The following is a 17,198-nucleotide window of genomic DNA, read 5'->3' as shown; positions in this document are numbered from 1 at the left end:
AACGGAGTTTTATGAATGAGCGTTGTGGCGCCTCGCAAAGACGCGTCCGCAGACGCATCGTTCCAATATCAGGAACAAATAGCCAGCCCCGCCGTTGGCTGACCGGACCATTCCGCGTTCAGGCTGACCCGCCCCTTTTCGACAATTGATCCCTTTTTGAGCAATGGCTATCGCGCTTTGTCTGTGTGAATATCGGTCCGGCACGTGCGCACACGCATCACAACGGCCGACGCCTTGAACGATCCCCTACCAGAGACCATCGCCGCCGAACGGCTGCGCCAGCACCTCGAAGACGTTGCGCGCGAGCGCGACAATGCCTACCGCGCGCTCCAGGAGCGCGAGGCCGAGCTCGCGCGCATCCAGCGCATCGGCAAGGTCGGTGGCCTCGAGGTCGATTTCCGCGAGGGTTTCAGAAACCGCCGCTCACCTGAATACCTGATGCTCCACGGCCTGCCTCCCGAGGCCGCCGACGAAGCGCACGAGGACTGGGTCGGCCGCATTCATCCTGATGACCGTGATGCGACCGTCAAACATTTCCTAGAGGCCCTTTCCGGGACCAGCGAGGATTACACCGCCGAATACCGCATCATCCGTCCGAGCGATGGCGAGACCCGCTGGATCCGCGTCGTCGCCAAGATCGAGCGTGACAACGACGGCCGCGCCATCCGCCTCGTCGGCGCCCATATCGACATCACAAACCAGGCACTGGCGCGTGAGACGCTGCGCGAGAGCGAGGAACGCTTCCGGCTGATCGCCGACAGCGCGCCGGTGCCGATCTGGGTGACGAAACTCGACCGCAAGCGGTCCTTCGCCAACCAGGCCTATGTCGACTTCGTCGGCCTGCCCTACGATGAGGCGATCGATTTCGACTGGCGCAAGGTGCTGCATCCGGACGACCTGCCGCATGTGCTCCAGCAATCCGTCCAGGGTGAAGCCTCGCTGAAGCCGTTCGTGCTGGAAGCGCGCTACAAGAACGCCAGCGGCGAATGGCGCTGGCTGCGCTCGGAATCGCAGCCGCGCTGGGACCCGACCGGCAAGCATATCGGCTTCATCGGCGTCGCCCACGACATCACCGTCGCCAAGCAGGCCGAGATCGAGCTGCGGCAGCTCAACGAAACCCTCGAAGAGCGCATCGTCGAGCGCACCGCCGAGCTCGAATCCAACGAGGCGCGGTTGCGCGCGATTTTGGGGACCAGCAACCAGTATCAGGGCCTGGTCAATCTCAAGGGAGAATTGCTCTACGCCAACAAGACTGCGCTCGACGGCATCAAGGCGAGCTCTTCGGACGTGACTGGAAAGCCGTTCTGGGACACGCCCTGGTTCACCGGTACAAACGGCATGAGCACCGCCGTACGTGAGGCCTTCGACACCGTGCTCACCGGCGAGGCGGTGCGGATGGAGATGCGGCTGCGCCTTCCGATCGGCGAGCGTGATTTCGAATTCGGCATGCGCCCCGTGCTCGACCGCCACGGCAAGATCACCGGCGCGGTACCGGAACTGGTCGACATCACCGAGCGCCGTCGCGGCGAGGAAGCGCTGCGGCAGTCGCAGAAGATGGAGGCGATCGGCCAGCTGACCGGCGGCGTCGCCCACGATTTCAACAATCTCCTCACCATCATCCGCTCGGCGACCGACTTCCTGCGCCGGCGCGAATTGCCGGAGGAGCGCCGCCGCCGCTATGTCGACGCCATCTCGGACACTGTCGAACGCGCCTCGAAACTGACCGCGCAGCTTTTGGCGTTTGCGCGCCGGCAGCCGCTGAAGCCGCAGATCTTCAACGTCGGCAGCCAGGTCGAGGGCGTCGCGCAACTGGTCCGGCCGCTGGTCGGCGGCCGCATCGAGATCGCGGTGAAGGTTGCGGATCCCGACTGCTTCACCGTCGCCGATATCGCGCAGTTCGAGACGGCGCTGATCAACCTCGCCATCAACGCCCGCGACGCCATGGACGGCGAAGGCCGCCTCACCATCGCCGTGCGCAAGGTGCAGGGCATTCCGAGCCTGCGCGCACAGTCGGCGCGCGGCGGCGACTATGTCGCGATTTCGGTGACGGACACCGGCAGCGGCATTGCGCCGGAACATCTCGACTCGATCTTCGAGCCATTCTTCACCACCAAGGAGGTCGGCAAGGGCACCGGTCTCGGCCTCAGCCAGGCCTTCGGCTTCGCGAAGCAGTCCGAGGGCGACATCGAGGTAGCGAGCACGCAAGGCAAAGGCGCGACCTTCACGATCTACCTGCCGCAGGCGCAGAGCCCGGCGGCTGAGAAAGAAGGCACAGCACTGACCAGCGAGGCCGCAACCACCGGGCGCGGCTATCGCGTGCTCGTGGTCGAGGACAATGACGATGTCGGCCAGTTCTCGACCGAACTGCTGGAAGACCTCGGTTATGTCGTCCGCCGCGTCGCCAACGCCAACGCAGCCCTTGCGATCCTTGGCGAGAACGAGTTCGCTGTCGATCTCGTCTTCTCCGACGTCATCATGCCCGGCATGAACGGCGTCGAGCTCGCCGGAATCATCCGCGAGCGCTATCCGGGCCTGCCCGTCGTGCTCACCTCTGGCTACAGCAACGTGCTCGCGGAGAACGCGCACCGCGGGTTCGAATTGATCCAGAAGCCGTATTCGGTGGAGTCGCTGTCGCGGATTTTGCGGAAGGCGATCACGGAGAAGCTGTCGGTGGCGCGGTGAGTGCTTTAAGCGCAGGAAGCCGCCAAAGACTCCGTCATTGCGAGCGCAGCGAAGCAATCCAGACTGCCTCCGCGGAAAGATTCTGGATTGCTTCGTCGCTTCGCTCCTCGCAATGACGGCGTGGTGACACAGCAGCACTCTAACAGGTTCATACGACATGAAACCCGCCCTCCTCTCAGCCTGGCAGACCTGGGCGCTGCTCTCCGCCTGCTTTGCCGCGCTGACCGCGATCTTCGCCAAGGTCGGCGTCGAGAACATCAATCCGGATCTCGCCACCTTCATCCGCACCATCGTGGTGCTGCTCGCCTTCTCGGTGCTGCTGTTCTTCACCGGACAATTCGCGGTGCCGTCGTCGGTCTCCTCAAAGACCTGGCTGTTCCTGGTGCTGTCGGGACTTGCGACTGGCGCGTCCTGGCTCTGTTACTTCCGCGCCCTGAAGCTCGGCCCCGCCACGCTGGTGGCGCCGATCGACAAGCTCAGCGTTGTGCTGGTCGCTCTCTTCGCCTTTGCCTTTCTCGGCGAACGTCCGACGTCGCAGGGCTGGGTCGGCATCGCCATGATCGGCGCCGGCGCGGTGTTGCTGGCCGTGAAGTTCTAGGGCGGAACAAAGTTGGCGTGAGATCCGTTCCTGCCGGGGCGCTTCTCGCCTCGATCGAGGCACCGATGTCGAGCCAAGACCCCGACCAGGCAAAGCAGGCAGGCCGCGCGCTGGACGCGGCCAATTTCTTCCTCGCTGATGTCCGCGACGGACTTGGTCCCTATCTCGCCGTCTATCTCCTCACCGAGCAGCATTGGGACGAGGCGCGTATCGGCCTCGTGATGTCGATCGCGACCATCGCCGGCATCGTGGCGCAGACGCCGGCCGGCGCGCTGGTCGATGCCACGCGGGCAAAGCGTCTGGTGATGGTGATCGCCGCCATCATGGTGACGCTCGCCTCACTCTCGCTGCCGCTGTTTCCGGGTTTCCTGCCAGTCGCGATCTCGCAAGGCTTCGCACAAGCCGCGGCTGTCATCTTTCCGCCTGCGATCGCCGCCGTCTCGCTCGGCATCTTCGGCCACGCCGCCTTCACCCGGCGGATCGGCCGCAACGAGACGTTCAATCACGCCGGCAACGCCGTTGCGGCCGGGCTCGCGGGCCTCAGCGCTTACTGGTTCGGCCCGACCGTCGTGTTCTACCTTCTCGCCGCCATGGCGATTGCGAGCCTCGTGAGCATTCTTGCAATTCCGGAACGAGCCATCGATCACGACCTCGCGCGCGGGCTGCACGACGCCGACGCAGGCAACCAACAGGACCAGCCCTCAGGTCTCGCGATGCTCCTGACCTGCCGCCCCCTGCTCGTCTTCGCGATCTGCACGGCGCTGTTTCACCTCTCCAACGCGGCGATGCTGCCGCTGGTGGGACAGAAGCTCGCCCTGCAAGACAAGAACATGGGCACCAGCCTGATGTCGGCCTGCATCGTCGCCGCGCAGCTGGTAATGGTGCCGTTCGCAATGCTGGTCGGCGCAAAGGCCGATAGCTGGGGCCACAAGCGGTTCTTCCTTGCCGCATTGCTGATCCTGCCGATCCGCGGCGCGCTCTACACCTTCTCCGACAATCCGTTCTGGTTGGTCGGCGTGCAGCTTCTCGACGGCGTCGGCGCCGGTATTTTTGGCGCGATCTTCCCCGTCATTGTCGCCGACCTCATGCGCAACACCGGCCGCTTCAACGTCGCGCAGGGCGCGGTCATCACCGCGCAGAGCATCGGGGCTGCGCTGTCGACAACGCTGGCCGGTTTCGTCGTGGTCGGCGCCGGCTACAGCGCGGCGTTCATCACGCTCGGCGCGGTTGCGGCGATCGGCGCCGTCGTCTGCCTCCTCGCCCTGCCCGAGACGCGGCATGGCGCCTTGCGGGCGCAGGGGAAGACAGCGGCTCCCGCATCGGTTATCGCTGCCGAATGAACCGACCAAACCTCAAGGACTGAACGTGCCGTCTGACGCCATCTGGGCCTGGAGCATCATCGCAGCCGCCACCGCAGGCGTCATCATCCGCCCCTTATCCCTGCCCGAGGCGATCTGGGCGGTCATCGGCGCCGGCGCCCTCGTGCTGTTCGGTTTCCTGCCGTGGCAGGACGCGCTCGTCGGCATCGAGAAGGGCCTCGACGTCTATCTGTTCCTGATCGGCATGATGCTGATTGCCGAGCTCGCCCGGCTCGAGGGCCTGTTCGACTATCTCGCCGCGCTCGCGGTGGAATATGCAGACGGCTCGCCACAGCGGCTGTTCCTGCTGATCTATCTCGTCGGCACGGTCGTCACCGTGCTGCTCTCCAACGACGCCACCGCGATCGTGCTGACGCCCGCCGTCTACGCCGCAACGCGCGCCGCCGGCGCCAAGCCGCTGCCTTATCTGTTCGTCTGTGCTTTCATCGCCAATGCCGCAAGCTTCGTGCTGCCGATCTCGAACCCTGCCAATCTCGTCGTGTTCGGCGCGCGCATGCCGCAGTTGACCGAATGGCTGCGGATGTTCGCGCTGCCCTCGGCAGCCTCGATCCTGCTGACCTATGTCGTGCTGCGCCTGACGCAGCATCGCGCGCTGAAGGACGGGACGATTGCACGGAGCGTGCCGCATCCAAAGCTCGGCCGCGGCGGCAAGCTGACGGCCGCGGGCATCGTTGCCATCGGAATCGTGCTGGTCACGGCCTCCGCGCGCGACACGCAACTGGGCCTGCCGACTTTCATCTGCGGCGTGGCGACGGCCACCATCGTGCTGCTGATCAGCCGGCAATCGCCTCTGCCCGTGCTACGTGGCGTGTCGTGGAGCGTGCTGCCGCTGGTCGGCGGGCTGTTCGTGATGGTGGAAGCGCTGGTGAAAACAGGCGTGATCGGCCAGCTCAGCGCACTCCTGCACCAGGCGGTCGCACAATCGGTGCCGAAGGCTGCCTGGAGCGTCGGCATCGCAACCGCCATCGCCGACAACATCGCCAACAATCTTCCGGTCGGCCTCGTCGCGGGCTCGGTCGCCGCCAGCGATCATCTGCCCGCACCCGTCGTCAGCGCCATCCTGATCGGCGTCGATCTCGGCCCCAATCTGTCGGTGACGGGATCGCTCGCGACCATCTTGTGGCTGGTCGCGCTACGACGCGAGAAGATCGAAGTCGGCGCCTGGCCGTTCCTCAAGCTCGGTATGCTGGTAACACCGCCCGCTCTGATCGCCGCGCTGGCTGCTGCGATCAGGTAGCCGCGGCCAATCAAGCGCAGCGGTTTGCGGTGCATCAATGCCGAGGGCGCGACCACGGCTAAAGTTCAGTTGCCGCGTGATCGAGACATGCCGCGGCAAGGAAGGTTCATCATGCAGATTCAATCAAAGGCGCTGCCGCAGAGCTTTTCCCTGCGTCGCGAAATTCAGGGCTTCATCGCGCCCGCTAACGGCGGGGCGGAGACGTCCCACCCTCTGCTCGTCGTCTCCGTCGTGGCGCTGCTGACCCTGTTTGCCATCGTACAAATCGACCTGCACAGCGCCCAGCTTCAGGCAGTCGGCCTGCTCGGCCATGGGGCGACCGGAATTGATCCGATCTTCCTGAGCCCGTAGTCGCCGCGGCATATCCTAAGGGAGTCCCGATCGCGGCCATGACGGCCGCGATCGGGTCACGCTTAATCAGTCGTTCTCGTAGCCGTAGACTTCCGGCAGGATGAAGATGGCCGCAAGCAATCCGATCAGCGGGAAGATCGCGACCATCAGCGTGGCATTCGCCTGCCCGATCGCGGCGAACACCGTCGGGAACAGGAAGATCGCCAGGAACGACGGCAGCTTCACGAACATATAGGCGAAGCCGCTGGCGGTGCCGCGATATTTCGGCTTGGCGACCATGGTCGGGATCGTCATGCAGTTCGACGCGTCCCAATAATGGCCCCACAACATGGCCGCGGCCGCGAACGGCAGCAGGATCTTGTTGTCGGTGTAGAGCGCGAAAGCCGCGACCAGCAGCGAGGCCAGCACGATGCCGAAGCCGGCGATCGCGATGCCGCGATGGCCGATCTTCGGCGTCAGCAGCGGGCCGACCCAGCCGGACAGAGCGGCGAAGCTGAACAGCGCCATCGTCACCAGATTGATGCCGAGCACGCTCGACACGCCGACCATCACAAACAGCACCGGCAGGTAGAACGCGAAGGTCGAGAACTCGCTGCCTTGCGCGAAACAGGCGATCCAGCCGTAGACCGTGGCGCGCCAGCGGATCGGGTCCTTCTTGAGATCGGCGATGAAGGCGCGGGTGCTGACCTTCGGCACCTGCACGTCCTGGTCCGGCAGCATGACGAGATCGTCGTTGAACATCTCGCGCGCGACCTTCTTGGCCTCGCGGAATCGCCCCTTCTGCACCAGCCACACCGCCGTCTCCGGCACGTCGTGGCGCATGATCAGGATGATCAGCGCCGGCAGCGCACCGAGGCCGAGCGTCACGCGCCACAGCGTCTCGTGATGGATGTCGAGCAGCAGGAAGACCACGATGACGCCGATCGTCAGCACCTCGCCGACGGCGAACATGAACTGCCAGCGGTTGCCCATGACCTCGCGCTCACCCTTGGCCATGGATTCCATGATGTAGGTGTAGCCGGTCGAGATGTCCGAGCCGAGCGGAATGCCGAGCAGGAAGCGGATCACGATGAGCCAGGTCACGTTCGGCACGAAGGCCTGCGCCAGCGCCAGCACGATGAACATCACCATCGTCACCAGGAACATGACGCGGCGGCCGATCTTGTCGGACAGCCAGCCACCGAGCAGCGCACCGATCAGCGCGCCGCCCTGCGTGCCGGCGGCGGCGAGACCCAGCATCAGCGGGTCGGGATTGTACTGCTCCTTGATGAAGATCAGCACGAAGGCGATCGAATAGAGGTCCCACGCCTCGACCAGGATCGAGGCCATCATCAGCCAGCCGACCTTGTTACCCTTGGGACTGTAGTTCGTGATCAGGTAGCGAACCGCGGCTTCGCTCGCGGTCGGTTGTGGCATGGCCATTGTCGACATCTTTGGTCCTCTCTTCAAAACTCTTTTACGCGCCAAGTCATTTTTGGGCGCCAAGTCCCTTTAAGCGCCAAGTCCCTTTAAGCGCCAAGCAGCGGCTCGATGCTGCAATCGAGCAGGCGCGGATCGATCCCCGCCTCCATGCCCGTGAACATCTGGTCCATGTAGTCGATCAGCGCATCGCTCGCCTTCACGGCGTCGTCGACGCGGCGGCCGGCAACAGCTGCAAGAATGGCGAGATGATGATCGATCGTGCCTGACAGATCGGTCTGGCCCGGCATGAAGCGGTGATGGATGTAGCCGATGCGGCGGTAGAGCGTGTGCAACGGCCGCAGCGTGTGCACCAGGAACGGCTCGCCGGCGGCTTCGAGCACCAGCGCGTCGATGCGGCGGTCGATGCTGTTGAATTCGTCGAGGGTCAGAGTGGCGCGGCGTTCGCGTAACAGACGCTCGATGTGCAGCGCCTGATTGCGATGCGACAGGCTGGCGCGATCGGCGGCAAGCCGGACCACAAAGCGTTCCATGTCTCGGCGCAAGGCCAGCAGCATCCGCTCACGTGCCAGATCGATTGGCGCGATGTGCAGACCGTGGCGGGGACGGATGACGATGAGCGTGTCGGCGGAGAGACGATTGACCGCGTGATGCACCGGCGTGCGGCCGAAGCCTGTGATCTGCTGCAATTCCAGCATCGTCATGAACTGGCCGGGCTTGAGCTCGCAATGAACGAGGAGCTCTTCGATCCTCTGATAGGCCATCTCGAAGAAGTTGAGACGGTTGCGCCGGGAGGGCTTGCCCTCGCCGTCGTCCTCGTTTCTCACCACCTCGAGCGCGCGCTTGCGCCGTGCCATGTTGTCCTCCCCGTCGGCCTGCGTTGTCCCTTGCAGGGCGGCGCCTTATTTGTGGCACCCTTAAAACATGTTGTGATATATTACAAGCAGGCGTAAGACTTTCGCGCGATCTGCAACATGTTGCAGCGCAAAATGAGACGTCAGGCGCGAGGCGCCGGTGATGGGAGGATTGTTGCCGTGAAGATCACGTCGATCGAGACGCTGCGCACCGAGGAATTTTCCAACGTCATCTGGGTGCGCGTCCACACCGACACGGGCATGATCGGTCTCGGCGAAACCTTCTATGGCGCCGGCGCAGTCGAAGCGCAGATCCACGACACCTTTGCCGGCCGCCTGCTCGGCCGCAATCCCCTGCACATCGAAGCCATCCATCGCGACATGCTGAACCTGCCGATGGCGCAGTCCTCGACCGGCGTCGAATATCGCGCGGCCTCCGCAATCGACATCGCGCTATGGGATTTGTTCGGCAAGGTCTGCAATCAACCGGTGCATCAGATGCTCGGCGGCCTCTGCCGCGACAAGCAGCGCATCTACAACACCTGTGCCGGCACGCAATATGTCCGCTCCACCAATATCAGCCCGGTCGCCAACTGGAATCTCGGCGCGTCCAAGGGGCCCTATGAAGACCTCGACGGCTTCATGCACCACGCCGACGCGCTGGCCGAAAGCCTGCTGGAGAGCGGCATCTCCGCGATGAAGATCTGGCCGTTCGATCCGGCGGCGCAGGAGAACAAGGGCCTCTACATCACCGCCGCGCAGATGAAGAAGGCGATCGAACCGTTCGAGAAGATCCGCAAGGCCGTCGGCGACAAGATGGAGATCATGGTCGAGCTCCATTCGCTCTGGAACCTGCCGACCGCCAAGCAGATCGCGCGCGCGCTCGAGCCGTACAAGCCGACCTGGTACGAAGACCCGATCCGGATGAACTCGCCGCAGGCGCTCGCCGAATACGCCCGCTCGACCGACGTCTGGGTCTGCGCCAGCGAGACGCTGGGCTCACGCTTCCCCTACAAGGACATGCTCGACCGCGACGCCATGCATGTGGTGATGGCCGATCTGTGCTGGACCGGCGGCCTCACCGAAGGCCGCAAGATCGCGGCGATGGCCGAGACCTATCACCGGCCCTTCGCGCCGCATGATTGCATCGGTCCGATCGGCTTCATCGCGGCCATCCACATGTCGTTCAGCCAGCCCAACACGCTGATCCAGGAATCGGTGCGCGCCTTCTACAGGGGCTGGTACAACGAGCTCGTCACCACGATGCCCGTGATCAAGGACGGCTACGTCTATCCGATGGAAGGGCCCGGCCTTGGCGTCGACCTTCTGCCCGCCGTATTCGAGCGCTCCGATCTGACCGTGCGCCGTTCCAACGTCTGAGGATTCTTTGAGATGAGCACTGCCCTGTTCGATTTGTCCGGCCGCACCGCACTCGTGACCGGCTCCTCCCGCGGGCTCGGCCGCGCCATTGCCGAGGGCATGGCCAAGGCCGGCGCAAAGGTGATCATCAACGGTGTCGATCCCAAGCGCGTCGAGCAGGCCGTCGCCGAGTTTCGCGCCGCCGGACATCAGGCCGAGGGTGCGGCGTTCAACGTGACCGATGAGCCTGCGATCGTCGCCGCCTTCGAGCGTTTCGACCGCGAAGGGCTCGCGGTCGACATTCTCGTCAACAATGCCGGCATCCAGCACCGCAAGCCGCTGGTCGAGTTCACCACCGACGAGTGGCGCAAGGTGATCGAGACCGACCTCACCAGCGCCTTCGTGATCGGCCGCGAGGCCGGCAAGCGCATGATCCCGCGCAAGCGCGGCAAGATCATCAATATCGGCTCGCTCGGCAGCGAGCTCGCACGTCCGACCATCGCGCCCTACACCGCGGCGAAGGGCGGCATCAAGAACCTGACCCGTTCGATGGCGGTGGAATGGGCCCAGCACGGCATCCAGGCCAACGCGATCGGCCCCGGCTACATGCTGACCGACATGAACGAGGCGCTGGTCAACAACACCGATTTCAACAACTGGCTGATGGGCCGCATCCCCTCCAAGCGCTGGGGCAGACCGGACGAGCTGGTCGGCGCCGCGATCTTCCTCGCCTCCGATGCTTCCACCTACGTCAACGGCCAGATCATCTATGTCGATGGCGGCATGATCGCCGCGATGTGATCGCGAAACGCTGAGGGAACGAGACCATGCGCGCCGTCGTCATTCACGCCCCGAAGGACCTACGGATCGACACCTATCCTGACACGGCGCCCGGCCCGGGCGAGGTCCGCGTCAAGATCGCCAATGGCGGCATCTGCGGCTCCGACCTGCACTACTATCATCACGGCGGCTTCGGCGTGGTGCGCATCCAGCAGCCGATGGCGCTGGGCCATGAGATCGCCGGCGTGGTTGCGGCGGTCGGTGACGGCGTCACCAACGTCAAGCCGGGCGCGCGCGTTGCGGTCAATCCGAGCAAGCCGTGCGGCCAGTGCCTGCATTGCCAGGAAGGCCTACGCAACCAGTGCCTCGACATGCGCTTCCTCGGCAGCGCGATGCGTTTTCCCCATGTGCAGGGCGGTTTTCGCGAGTTCATCACCGTCGACGCGACGCAGGCCGTGCCGATCTCCGACAAGCTGTCGCTGGCAGAGGCCGCGGTCGCCGAACCGCTCGCGGTGTGCCTGCATGCGGGCAAGCAGGCCGGCCCCCTGCTCGGCAAGCGCGTGCTGATCACCGGCTGCGGCCCGATCGGCGCGCTGATGATCTTGGTCTCGCGCTTCGGCGGCGCCTCGGAGATCGTGGTGACTGATGTTGCCGATGCGCCGCTCGCGGTTGCCAAAAAGCTCGGCGCGACCCACGCCATCAACGTCGCGACCCATGCCACCGCACTCGATCCCTGGCGCGCTGGCAAGGGCGTGTTCGACACGCTGTTCGAAGCCTCCGGCAATCAGGCCGCACTTCGCGCCGCGCTCGACGTGCTCAGGCCCGGCGCCACGCTGGTGCAGCTCGGCCTCGGCGGCGAGATGACGCTGCCGATCAACGCCATCGTCGCCAAGGAATTGCAGCTTCGCGGCACCTTCCGCTTCGACCCCGAGTTCGAGCTGGCGGTGCGGCTGATGGGCGAAGGCCTGATCGACGTGAAGCCGCTGATCACAGCCACCATGCCGTTCGAGAACGCGGTCGCCGCTTTCGAGCTTGCCACCGACCGCTCGCAGTCGATGAAGGTGCAGCTGACGTTCTGAATGCGGCGAGGCTTGCATCACCTCTCCCGTAGGGAGAGGTGGACCACGCTACCGGCTCTCGACGAGCCGTTCGCTGACCAGCCGGACCGCGCCGCGCTTCCAGGAATAGTCCGCGCCCAGGCGCAAGCCGCTGTCGCCGCGCGACAGCACCGCGCCGGTCCTGGCGTCGCGAACCTGGAAGCCGAGCGTGTATTCGGTGCGGCTGACCCGCCGCACCACGCCGATCAGCGACTGCTCCGCGCCGAGCTTTTGCGCGATCGCCGCCTCGCAGCCATTGCAGTCGCGCAACGCGCGCGTCTTCGCCTCGCCGCTTGCCCTGGCGACATCGACGATGCGGTAGCGGCCGGACTGGCCCAGCGCCTCGCGCACGCTGCCGGTGACCTCGGCGAGATACGACGCATCTGATGCGGCTGACGCGCCCGCCGAGGCGGCGGTCGTATCCTCCAGTTCGAAATCGAACACGGCAAGCGCGATCGGCGCGGGTGTGCCGAGCGCCGCGATGACCTCGCGCGACACGAACATCTCGGCCCGCTCCCATGATTCATCATTGTCGCCGCGGAAGGTGTAGAGCTTGTCCATCACGACCTTCTTCGCGCCGACGTCGATCACGGCGACCTTGGCCCATTGCACCAGCGTGCTGGTCTTCTGGATGCCGCCGATGACCTTGAATGCCGCCCCGTCCTGGGCCGACAACGCCAGCCGGTAGCGCTGGTCCGCGCCGATATCGCGCCTGAGCGCGGCCATGAATGCCGCCAGCCGCCGCTCGTGGGCCGCAGTCTGGTTGGCCGGCTCGGCCGACGTATCGGTGTAGCTGAAATCGTCCATGGCAATTCCGATGGCGGCCTCGGCGCCCGCCGGCGAATGAGCCGCCGGGAGGACGAAGAGGAGAAAAGCAGAGAGCATCGACTTGGTGCAGCGCATGCGGGCCTCGTGCAATGGAATGGCGCTGCAATCTGGACAGCAACCTCAGGCCTTGCAGCAGGGCTAGTCCCGACCGCAGCCGGGAAAATTTCACGACGTTGCACCGCGGTATGCGCAACGCTTTGCCCCGCCTGCGTTCTGCCGTTTAATGCGGGGGCGACAATTCCGTTCGCGCCAGGTGCCCGCCGATGTGGAACCGCCCGAGATTCGATCTCAAGGTCCGTCTGACGTTGCGCGTGGCCGCCATATCGGCCGCCTGCTTCGCCGTGATATCAGCCTATTTCCTTGTCACCGCTGACCGCGCGGCGCATGCGCGCATCGACGGTATCGCCGCCATCGTGGCGAAGTCGCTCGAACTGCAACAAGGCAAGATCCAGTGGGTGGCCAACCCGCGCTCCGACTTCCCCAACCTTGACCCCGTTTCGGCCTACGTGATGACGCCCGGCCTGTGTCTGGCATTCCGTGGCACGAACGGCGACATCCTCCAGCGGTTCTGTAGTGGCGCGCCCAGTCCGGCAAACCTGCCGCCGCAGGCCTTTGCGGCCTTCTATCACGGCCTGTTCGACCCCGGCCGCGAGGCGGCCCGGCCCGTGATCGTGCGCGGCGTGAAGCTCGGCGAAACCGTGGTCACGGTCGATCCCGCCGTGCAGACGGCGGAGGCCTGGCACGAGGCCGGCCGCCTGATGATCGCGCTTGCAATCGCGCTTCCGCTGCTCTGCGCACTGGTCTATGCGGCACTGGCCCGGGCGCTGCGCCCCACCCGCATGATCCGCACCGGCCTCGAACGGATCGCCACTGGCGACCTCACAGCGCGGCTGCCGCCGTTCGACCTCGCCGAGCTCTCCGCCATTCGCGACGTCTTCAACCACCTCGCCGAGAGCCTCGACACCGCACTGGCCGAACGCGCCGAGCTGACCCGAAAGCTGATCGCGCTCCAGGACGAGGAGCGCCGCCATCTCGCGCGCGAGCTGCACGACGAGTTCGGCCAGTCACTGGCCGCCATCCGCGCTCTCGCTTCCTCCGCCCGCCAGACCGCCGTGCAGGACTGCCCGTCCCTGCTCGGCGAATGCGACGGCATCGCACGGACTGCAACCGGCATGATGGAGATGCTGCGCGGCACGCTGTTCAGGCTGCGTCCGCCCGATGTCGAAGAGCTCGGGCTCGTCGCCAGCCTCGAAGGGCTGGTCGCCGGCTGGAACGGCCGCAGCCGCGGCGAGACGCGTTTTGCGATCCGGTTCGACGGCGCCTTCGAGACCCTGCCGGCTACGATCAGCGCCAGCCTCTATCGCATCGTGCAGGAGGCTCTCACCAACGCCGCCAAGCATGCCGACGCAACCAAGGTGAGTCTGGACTTGACGATGCACGCCAGCGAGATCGGGCTTGCGATCGACGACGACGGACGGTCGAGCGATCCCGCCGCCAAATCCGGAATGGGCCTGCTCGGCATGCGCGAGCGCGTCGCAGCCCTGCGTGGCCGATTGAGCTTCGAGACTGGACCGCATGGCGGCACGGCCCTGCGCGTCACCATCCCTGTCGCTGCCGCCGATCGGCAGGTGCTGGAGCGCGCCGCATGAGCGCGGCCGAGGCGACCATCCTGCTGGTCGACGACCATTCCGTCGTGCGCGAAGGCTATCGTTCGGTGCTCCAGAAGCAGCCGGGCCTGCGCGTCATTGCAGAGGCTGGCGACGGCGCCGAGGCCTACCGTCTGTACAAATCCGAGGCGCCCGACCTCGTCATCATGGATCTGAGCATGCCCGGGATCGGCGGCATCGAGGCTGTCAGGCGCATCAGGCAATGGGACAAGGGCGCAAGAATCCTCGTCTTCACCATGCACCAGAATGCGGGCTTCGCCGTGCAGGCGATCCGCGCCGGTGCGCGGGGCTATGTCACCAAGATGAGCCCGCCGGAGACGCTGGTGCGCGCGGTGATGGACGTGCTCGCGGGCAGGATCGCCATCAGCCCCGACATCGACCACGAGCTCGCGCTGAGCCGTATCAGCGGCGAGAGCTCGGCCGCCGACGTGCTCACGCCGCGCGAATTCGAAGTGCTGCGGCTGCTGCTGGCCGAGAAGACGACGGAGGAGATCGCCGAGACGCTCCACGTCAGCCCGAAGACGGTGGCGAACCTGCATTCGCTGATCAAGGACAAGCTCGGCGTCGGCTCGGACATCGAGCTGGTCCGGCTGGCGCTGCGCCAGGGATTGTTGACGCAGGTCGATCTCGGCGAGGCCTGACGCGCTCAGGCCAGATAGCGCGTGAGATAGCCTTCCATCGCGTAGAGCGCGCAGAGCGCCAGGCTCGACCACACCGCGGCACTGAAATACAGGAACATCCAGGTCAGCTCGCCCTTCCAGTGCGCGATGTCATGGGTCACCACCCAGCGCGTCGAGACGTCATGCAGGCCTTCGAGGAAGCCGAGGAACTTGCCGCCCTCGGCGTGCCCCGCCCGCCAGCGGCTGAGATACATCGGCACGTCCACGGTGACGAGGAAGGCGAGGAAGCAGGCGATGCCGACGATGCCGGCAATCATCGCCCAGCGCACCGGGCCCTGGAATTCCGGCATCAGGCGGCACAGCGCGATGCCGGCGAGGAAGAAGGTCACCGCCCACAGCGAATTCTCGACCGCGTTGTAGAGGAAGTTGGTGGTCACCACCGCATACCAGGAGAAGCACTCGGCGATGATGATGATGGGCACGATCACGAGCGCGATGTTCACCGCGGTCTCCGCGCCGGTCATGTGGCCGAGCTGATGCAGGATGATCGCCCATTGCGCGACGAAGCACAGCTCGGCCACCGTCGCGACGGTGCGGCCAATGAAGACGCTGGAGAGCCAGGTGTCGAACAGGCAGATGCGCTGCACGTCGGCGCGCGGCAGCACCGAGCGGAAGGCGCAGCCGAACACGTAGCCGGCGCAGAGCAGGAACATCAGCCCGATATCCGAGCCGCCGCCGACACTGCCCGCAACCGTCGGATAGAACTCGCGGTACAGCATGAACCAGACGAGAATATTGGCAGCACTGACAAGCGTCAGGGACCCCCACCACCACGCCAGGGGATTTGACCGCGCCTGCCACTGCAACATGAATCGCTCCGCCGTAACCGATATGACATCCAGCGGTAGTAATTCTGTCATAAATCAGCAGCACGACGCGACAAAAATCTACGTTATGGCGCTGTCATAATTGCGCTCCGCGCTGTCATATTCGCGAAGGCGACCAGCCCTCCACTCGCTTCCAGGCTCATTCCGGGGCCGCCCTTTTTGAGGCGCCCCGAATGATGCGAGGAACTTATGTCTTCATCCCGCCCACATACGCCGCAAGCTTGTCCAGCGTCTGGTAGCCGTATTCGACGGCACCAAAACCGATCATGCCGTCGCGCTGCTCGGTGCTCGAAGCCAGCTGCCGCATCATCAGCACCGTCTTGCCGTTGGCCTGCTCGGCAAAGGTGACGGTGAAGCGGAACATGCCGGGATCCTCGTCCTGGTCGACGCCGTGATCCATCTCCATCAGCGAGGGACGCTCGATGCGGCGGAAGCGCATGCGGTTCGGATAGACCGTGCCGTCGGGGCCGATCATGTTGAAGCGCCAGACGCCGCCGACGCGCACGTCGATCTCGAAGGTCTCGAGCTTGAAGCCCTTCGGTCCGAACCATTGCGGCAGATGTTTTGGATCGGACCATGCCTCGAACACCAGATCGCGCGGCGCGTCGATCACGCGCGACATCACGATCTCGCGGTCGAGCGACCATTGGGATAAAGCGGGATTGGCGGAACTTGTCATCACTCAGAACCTTTCCGTTTGGTTGTCTTCTCGGTCTTCTTGGACGGCCGCTTGGCGACTGCCCTCTCCTTCTTGAGCTGCATCACATAGGCTTCGAACCGGTCGAGCCGCGCCTCCCAGATCGCGCGCTGCTGCTGGAACCAGTCCTCTGCCCCGACGAGCGCATCCGGACTGAGACGGCAGGTGCGCACGCGGCCGGATTTCTCCGACTGAACGAGCCCGCTCGTCTCCAGCACATGGATGTGTTTTATGAAGCTCGGCAGCGCCATCTCGAAGGGATCGGCGAGCTCGCCGACCGACGCCTCGCCGCCGCAGAGCCGCATCACGATCGCCCGCCTTGTGGGATCGGCAAGGGCCGCGAAGATCTGATCGAGCCGGGATAATTGGTTAGCCATGCAGCTAACTATACACGCCAGATGACGGACGTCAACGATTGTTAGCCGATTGGCTAAGTTAAACGCCGTAGCCCGGATGGAGCGCAGCGTAATCCGGGGCTCCTTGCCCCGAGCGACGCCGGTCCCGGATTGCGCTGCGCTCCATCCGGGCTACGAGACCACGAACCGACGAGCGGAACCCACAACGCGCAATCGTGAATTGGGGCATCGCGCTCTCCCCGCTATGACTCATCCGGGGGCGCACAAGCATGATTCATCAGAGCACGTGCCGCCTGTTGTCACCTCATCCCCGATCAGCCGGCGCATCTTCGCCCGGGCTGCGCTCATTCCGCTTGCGATCGCGCTTCGGCCGCATTGCGCATCCGC

The 17,198-nt window shown here is 65.0% G+C and carries 16 protein-coding genes; 10 read left to right on the top strand and 6 right to left on the bottom strand.

Annotated features, from left to right (window positions below; genetic code table 11):
- Nucleotides 1–204 precede the first annotated feature (204 nt).
- The 5 genes from AC1RR3_RS22325 to AC1RR3_RS22305 all read left to right on the top strand — a co-directional run bounded on the left by AC1RR3_RS22325 (nt 205) and on the right by AC1RR3_RS22305 (nt 6,247).
- Nucleotides 205–2,682, top strand: coding sequence for a PAS domain-containing hybrid sensor histidine kinase/response regulator (locus tag AC1RR3_RS22325; protein WP_492825266.1), 2,478 nt, complete (start codon nt 205–207; stop codon nt 2,680–2,682).
- Nucleotides 2,683–2,839: 157 nt separating this feature from the next.
- Nucleotides 2,840–3,280: an EamA family transporter gene (locus AC1RR3_RS22320; protein ID WP_492825265.1), complete on the top strand. Its 441-nt coding sequence runs from the start codon at nt 2,840–2,842 to the stop codon at nt 3,278–3,280.
- 65 nt (nt 3,281–3,345) lie between these two features.
- Nucleotides 3,346–4,620 carry an MFS transporter gene (locus AC1RR3_RS22315; protein ID WP_492825264.1) on the top strand — a complete coding sequence of 425 codons (1,275 nt, stop codon included), beginning with the start codon at nt 3,346–3,348 and terminating at the stop codon, nt 4,618–4,620.
- Nucleotides 4,621–4,645: 25 nt separating this feature from the next.
- Nucleotides 4,646–5,896: an arsenic transporter gene (locus tag AC1RR3_RS22310; RefSeq protein ID WP_492825263.1), complete on the top strand. Its 1,251-nt coding sequence runs from the start codon at nt 4,646–4,648 to the stop codon at nt 5,894–5,896.
- A gap of 111 nt (nt 5,897–6,007) precedes the next feature.
- Nucleotides 6,008–6,247: a hypothetical protein gene (locus tag AC1RR3_RS22305; protein ID WP_492825262.1), complete on the top strand. Its 240-nt coding sequence runs from the start codon at nt 6,008–6,010 to the stop codon at nt 6,245–6,247.
- Nucleotides 6,248–6,313: 66 nt separating this feature from the next.
- Here the strand turns inward: AC1RR3_RS22305 and AC1RR3_RS22300 are convergent, their stop codons facing one another.
- Together AC1RR3_RS22300 and AC1RR3_RS22295 are read right to left on the bottom strand one after the other, a co-directional pair.
- Nucleotides 6,314–7,678, bottom strand: a complete 1,365-nt coding sequence (locus tag AC1RR3_RS22300; RefSeq protein WP_492825261.1) for an MFS transporter — start codon at nt 7,676–7,678, stop codon at nt 6,314–6,316.
- Between the two features lie 77 nt (nt 7,679–7,755).
- Nucleotides 7,756–8,523, bottom strand: coding sequence for a GntR family transcriptional regulator (locus AC1RR3_RS22295; RefSeq protein WP_492825260.1), 768 nt, complete (start codon nt 8,521–8,523; stop codon nt 7,756–7,758).
- Between the two features lie 177 nt (nt 8,524–8,700).
- Here AC1RR3_RS22295 and AC1RR3_RS22290 point away from each other — a divergent pair, with 177 nt between their 5' ends.
- From AC1RR3_RS22290 to AC1RR3_RS22280, 3 genes are read left to right on the top strand one after another with little or no spacing between them, the layout of a single operon-like run.
- Complete coding sequence (locus AC1RR3_RS22290) at nt 8,701–9,900, top strand: mandelate racemase/muconate lactonizing enzyme family protein (protein WP_492825259.1); 1,200 nt, start codon at nt 8,701–8,703, stop codon at nt 9,898–9,900.
- Nucleotides 9,901–9,912: 12 nt separating this feature from the next.
- Nucleotides 9,913–10,680 carry an SDR family oxidoreductase gene (locus AC1RR3_RS22285; RefSeq protein WP_492825258.1) on the top strand — a complete coding sequence of 256 codons (768 nt, stop codon included), beginning with the start codon at nt 9,913–9,915 and terminating at the stop codon, nt 10,678–10,680.
- 26 nt (nt 10,681–10,706) lie between these two features.
- Entirely contained in the window at nt 10,707–11,738 is a 1,032-nt protein-coding gene (locus tag AC1RR3_RS22280; protein WP_492825257.1) for an L-idonate 5-dehydrogenase, read from the top strand.
- Between the two features lie 48 nt (nt 11,739–11,786).
- Here AC1RR3_RS22280 and AC1RR3_RS22275 read toward each other — a convergent pair whose 3' ends face one another.
- Nucleotides 11,787–12,659, bottom strand: coding sequence for a DUF3280 domain-containing protein (locus AC1RR3_RS22275; protein WP_492825256.1), 873 nt, complete (start codon nt 12,657–12,659; stop codon nt 11,787–11,789).
- 188 nt (nt 12,660–12,847) lie between these two features.
- On the opposite strand from AC1RR3_RS22275, the gene AC1RR3_RS22270 reads away from it, so the two are divergent.
- Both AC1RR3_RS22270 and AC1RR3_RS22265 read left to right on the top strand, forming a co-directional pair.
- Nucleotides 12,848–14,233, top strand: a complete 1,386-nt coding sequence (locus tag AC1RR3_RS22270) for a sensor histidine kinase (RefSeq protein ID WP_492825255.1) — start codon at nt 12,848–12,850, stop codon at nt 14,231–14,233.
- Nucleotides 14,230–14,892, top strand: a complete 663-nt coding sequence (locus tag AC1RR3_RS22265; protein WP_492825254.1) for a response regulator — start codon at nt 14,230–14,232, stop codon at nt 14,890–14,892. The genes AC1RR3_RS22270 and AC1RR3_RS22265 overlap by 4 nt, the downstream gene beginning before the upstream one ends.
- A gap of 5 nt (nt 14,893–14,897) precedes the next feature.
- Here the strand turns inward: AC1RR3_RS22265 and AC1RR3_RS22260 are convergent, their stop codons facing one another.
- The 3 genes from AC1RR3_RS22260 to AC1RR3_RS22250 form a co-directional block, all read right to left on the bottom strand.
- Nucleotides 14,898–15,740, bottom strand: coding sequence for a hypothetical protein (locus AC1RR3_RS22260; protein ID WP_492825253.1), 843 nt, complete (start codon nt 15,738–15,740; stop codon nt 14,898–14,900).
- Nucleotides 15,741–15,945: 205 nt separating this feature from the next.
- Complete coding sequence (locus tag AC1RR3_RS22255; protein ID WP_492825252.1) at nt 15,946–16,437, bottom strand: SRPBCC family protein; 492 nt, start codon at nt 16,435–16,437, stop codon at nt 15,946–15,948.
- Nucleotides 16,437–16,832 (bottom strand): ArsR/SmtB family transcription factor, encoded by a 396-nt coding sequence (locus AC1RR3_RS22250; protein ID WP_492825251.1) that lies wholly within the window; start codon nt 16,830–16,832, stop codon nt 16,437–16,439. The genes AC1RR3_RS22255 and AC1RR3_RS22250 overlap by 1 nt, the downstream gene beginning before the upstream one ends.
- Between the last annotated feature and the right edge of the window lie 366 nt (nt 16,833–17,198).

The sequence above is a fragment of the Bradyrhizobium sp. GW821-FHT13H05 genome, assembly GCF_058804065.1.
Note: the sequence above shows the minus strand (reverse complement) of the source record. Positions and strands in the feature narration are given on the sequence as shown.

Excerpts from the sequence above, each read along its gene's own strand:
- AC1RR3_RS22320 (WP_492825265.1), top strand. The coding sequence starts at position 2,840 with ATGAAACCCGCCCTCCTCTCAGCCTGGCAGACCTGGGCGCTGCTCTCC.
- AC1RR3_RS22315 (WP_492825264.1), top strand. The coding sequence starts at position 3,346 with ATGTCGAGCCAAGACCCCGACCAGGCAAAGCAGGCAGGCCGCGCGCTG.
- AC1RR3_RS22305 (WP_492825262.1), top strand. The coding sequence starts at position 6,008 with ATGCAGATTCAATCAAAGGCGCTGCCGCAGAGCTTTTCCCTGCGTCGC.
- AC1RR3_RS22300 (WP_492825261.1), bottom strand. The coding sequence starts at position 7,678 with ATGTCGACAATGGCCATGCCACAACCGACCGCGAGCGAAGCCGCGGTT.
- AC1RR3_RS22295 (WP_492825260.1), bottom strand. The coding sequence starts at position 8,523 with ATGGCACGGCGCAAGCGCGCGCTCGAGGTGGTGAGAAACGAGGACGAC.
- AC1RR3_RS22285 (WP_492825258.1), top strand. The coding sequence starts at position 9,913 with ATGAGCACTGCCCTGTTCGATTTGTCCGGCCGCACCGCACTCGTGACC.
- AC1RR3_RS22280 (WP_492825257.1), top strand. The coding sequence starts at position 10,707 with ATGCGCGCCGTCGTCATTCACGCCCCGAAGGACCTACGGATCGACACC.
- AC1RR3_RS22275 (WP_492825256.1), bottom strand. The coding sequence starts at position 12,659 with ATGCGCTGCACCAAGTCGATGCTCTCTGCTTTTCTCCTCTTCGTCCTC.
- AC1RR3_RS22270 (WP_492825255.1), top strand. The coding sequence starts at position 12,848 with ATGTGGAACCGCCCGAGATTCGATCTCAAGGTCCGTCTGACGTTGCGC.
- AC1RR3_RS22265 (WP_492825254.1), top strand. The coding sequence starts at position 14,230 with ATGAGCGCGGCCGAGGCGACCATCCTGCTGGTCGACGACCATTCCGTC.
- AC1RR3_RS22260 (WP_492825253.1), bottom strand. The coding sequence starts at position 15,740 with ATGTTGCAGTGGCAGGCGCGGTCAAATCCCCTGGCGTGGTGGTGGGGG.
- AC1RR3_RS22255 (WP_492825252.1), bottom strand. The coding sequence starts at position 16,437 with ATGACAAGTTCCGCCAATCCCGCTTTATCCCAATGGTCGCTCGACCGC.
- AC1RR3_RS22250 (WP_492825251.1), bottom strand. The coding sequence starts at position 16,832 with ATGGCTAACCAATTATCCCGGCTCGATCAGATCTTCGCGGCCCTTGCC.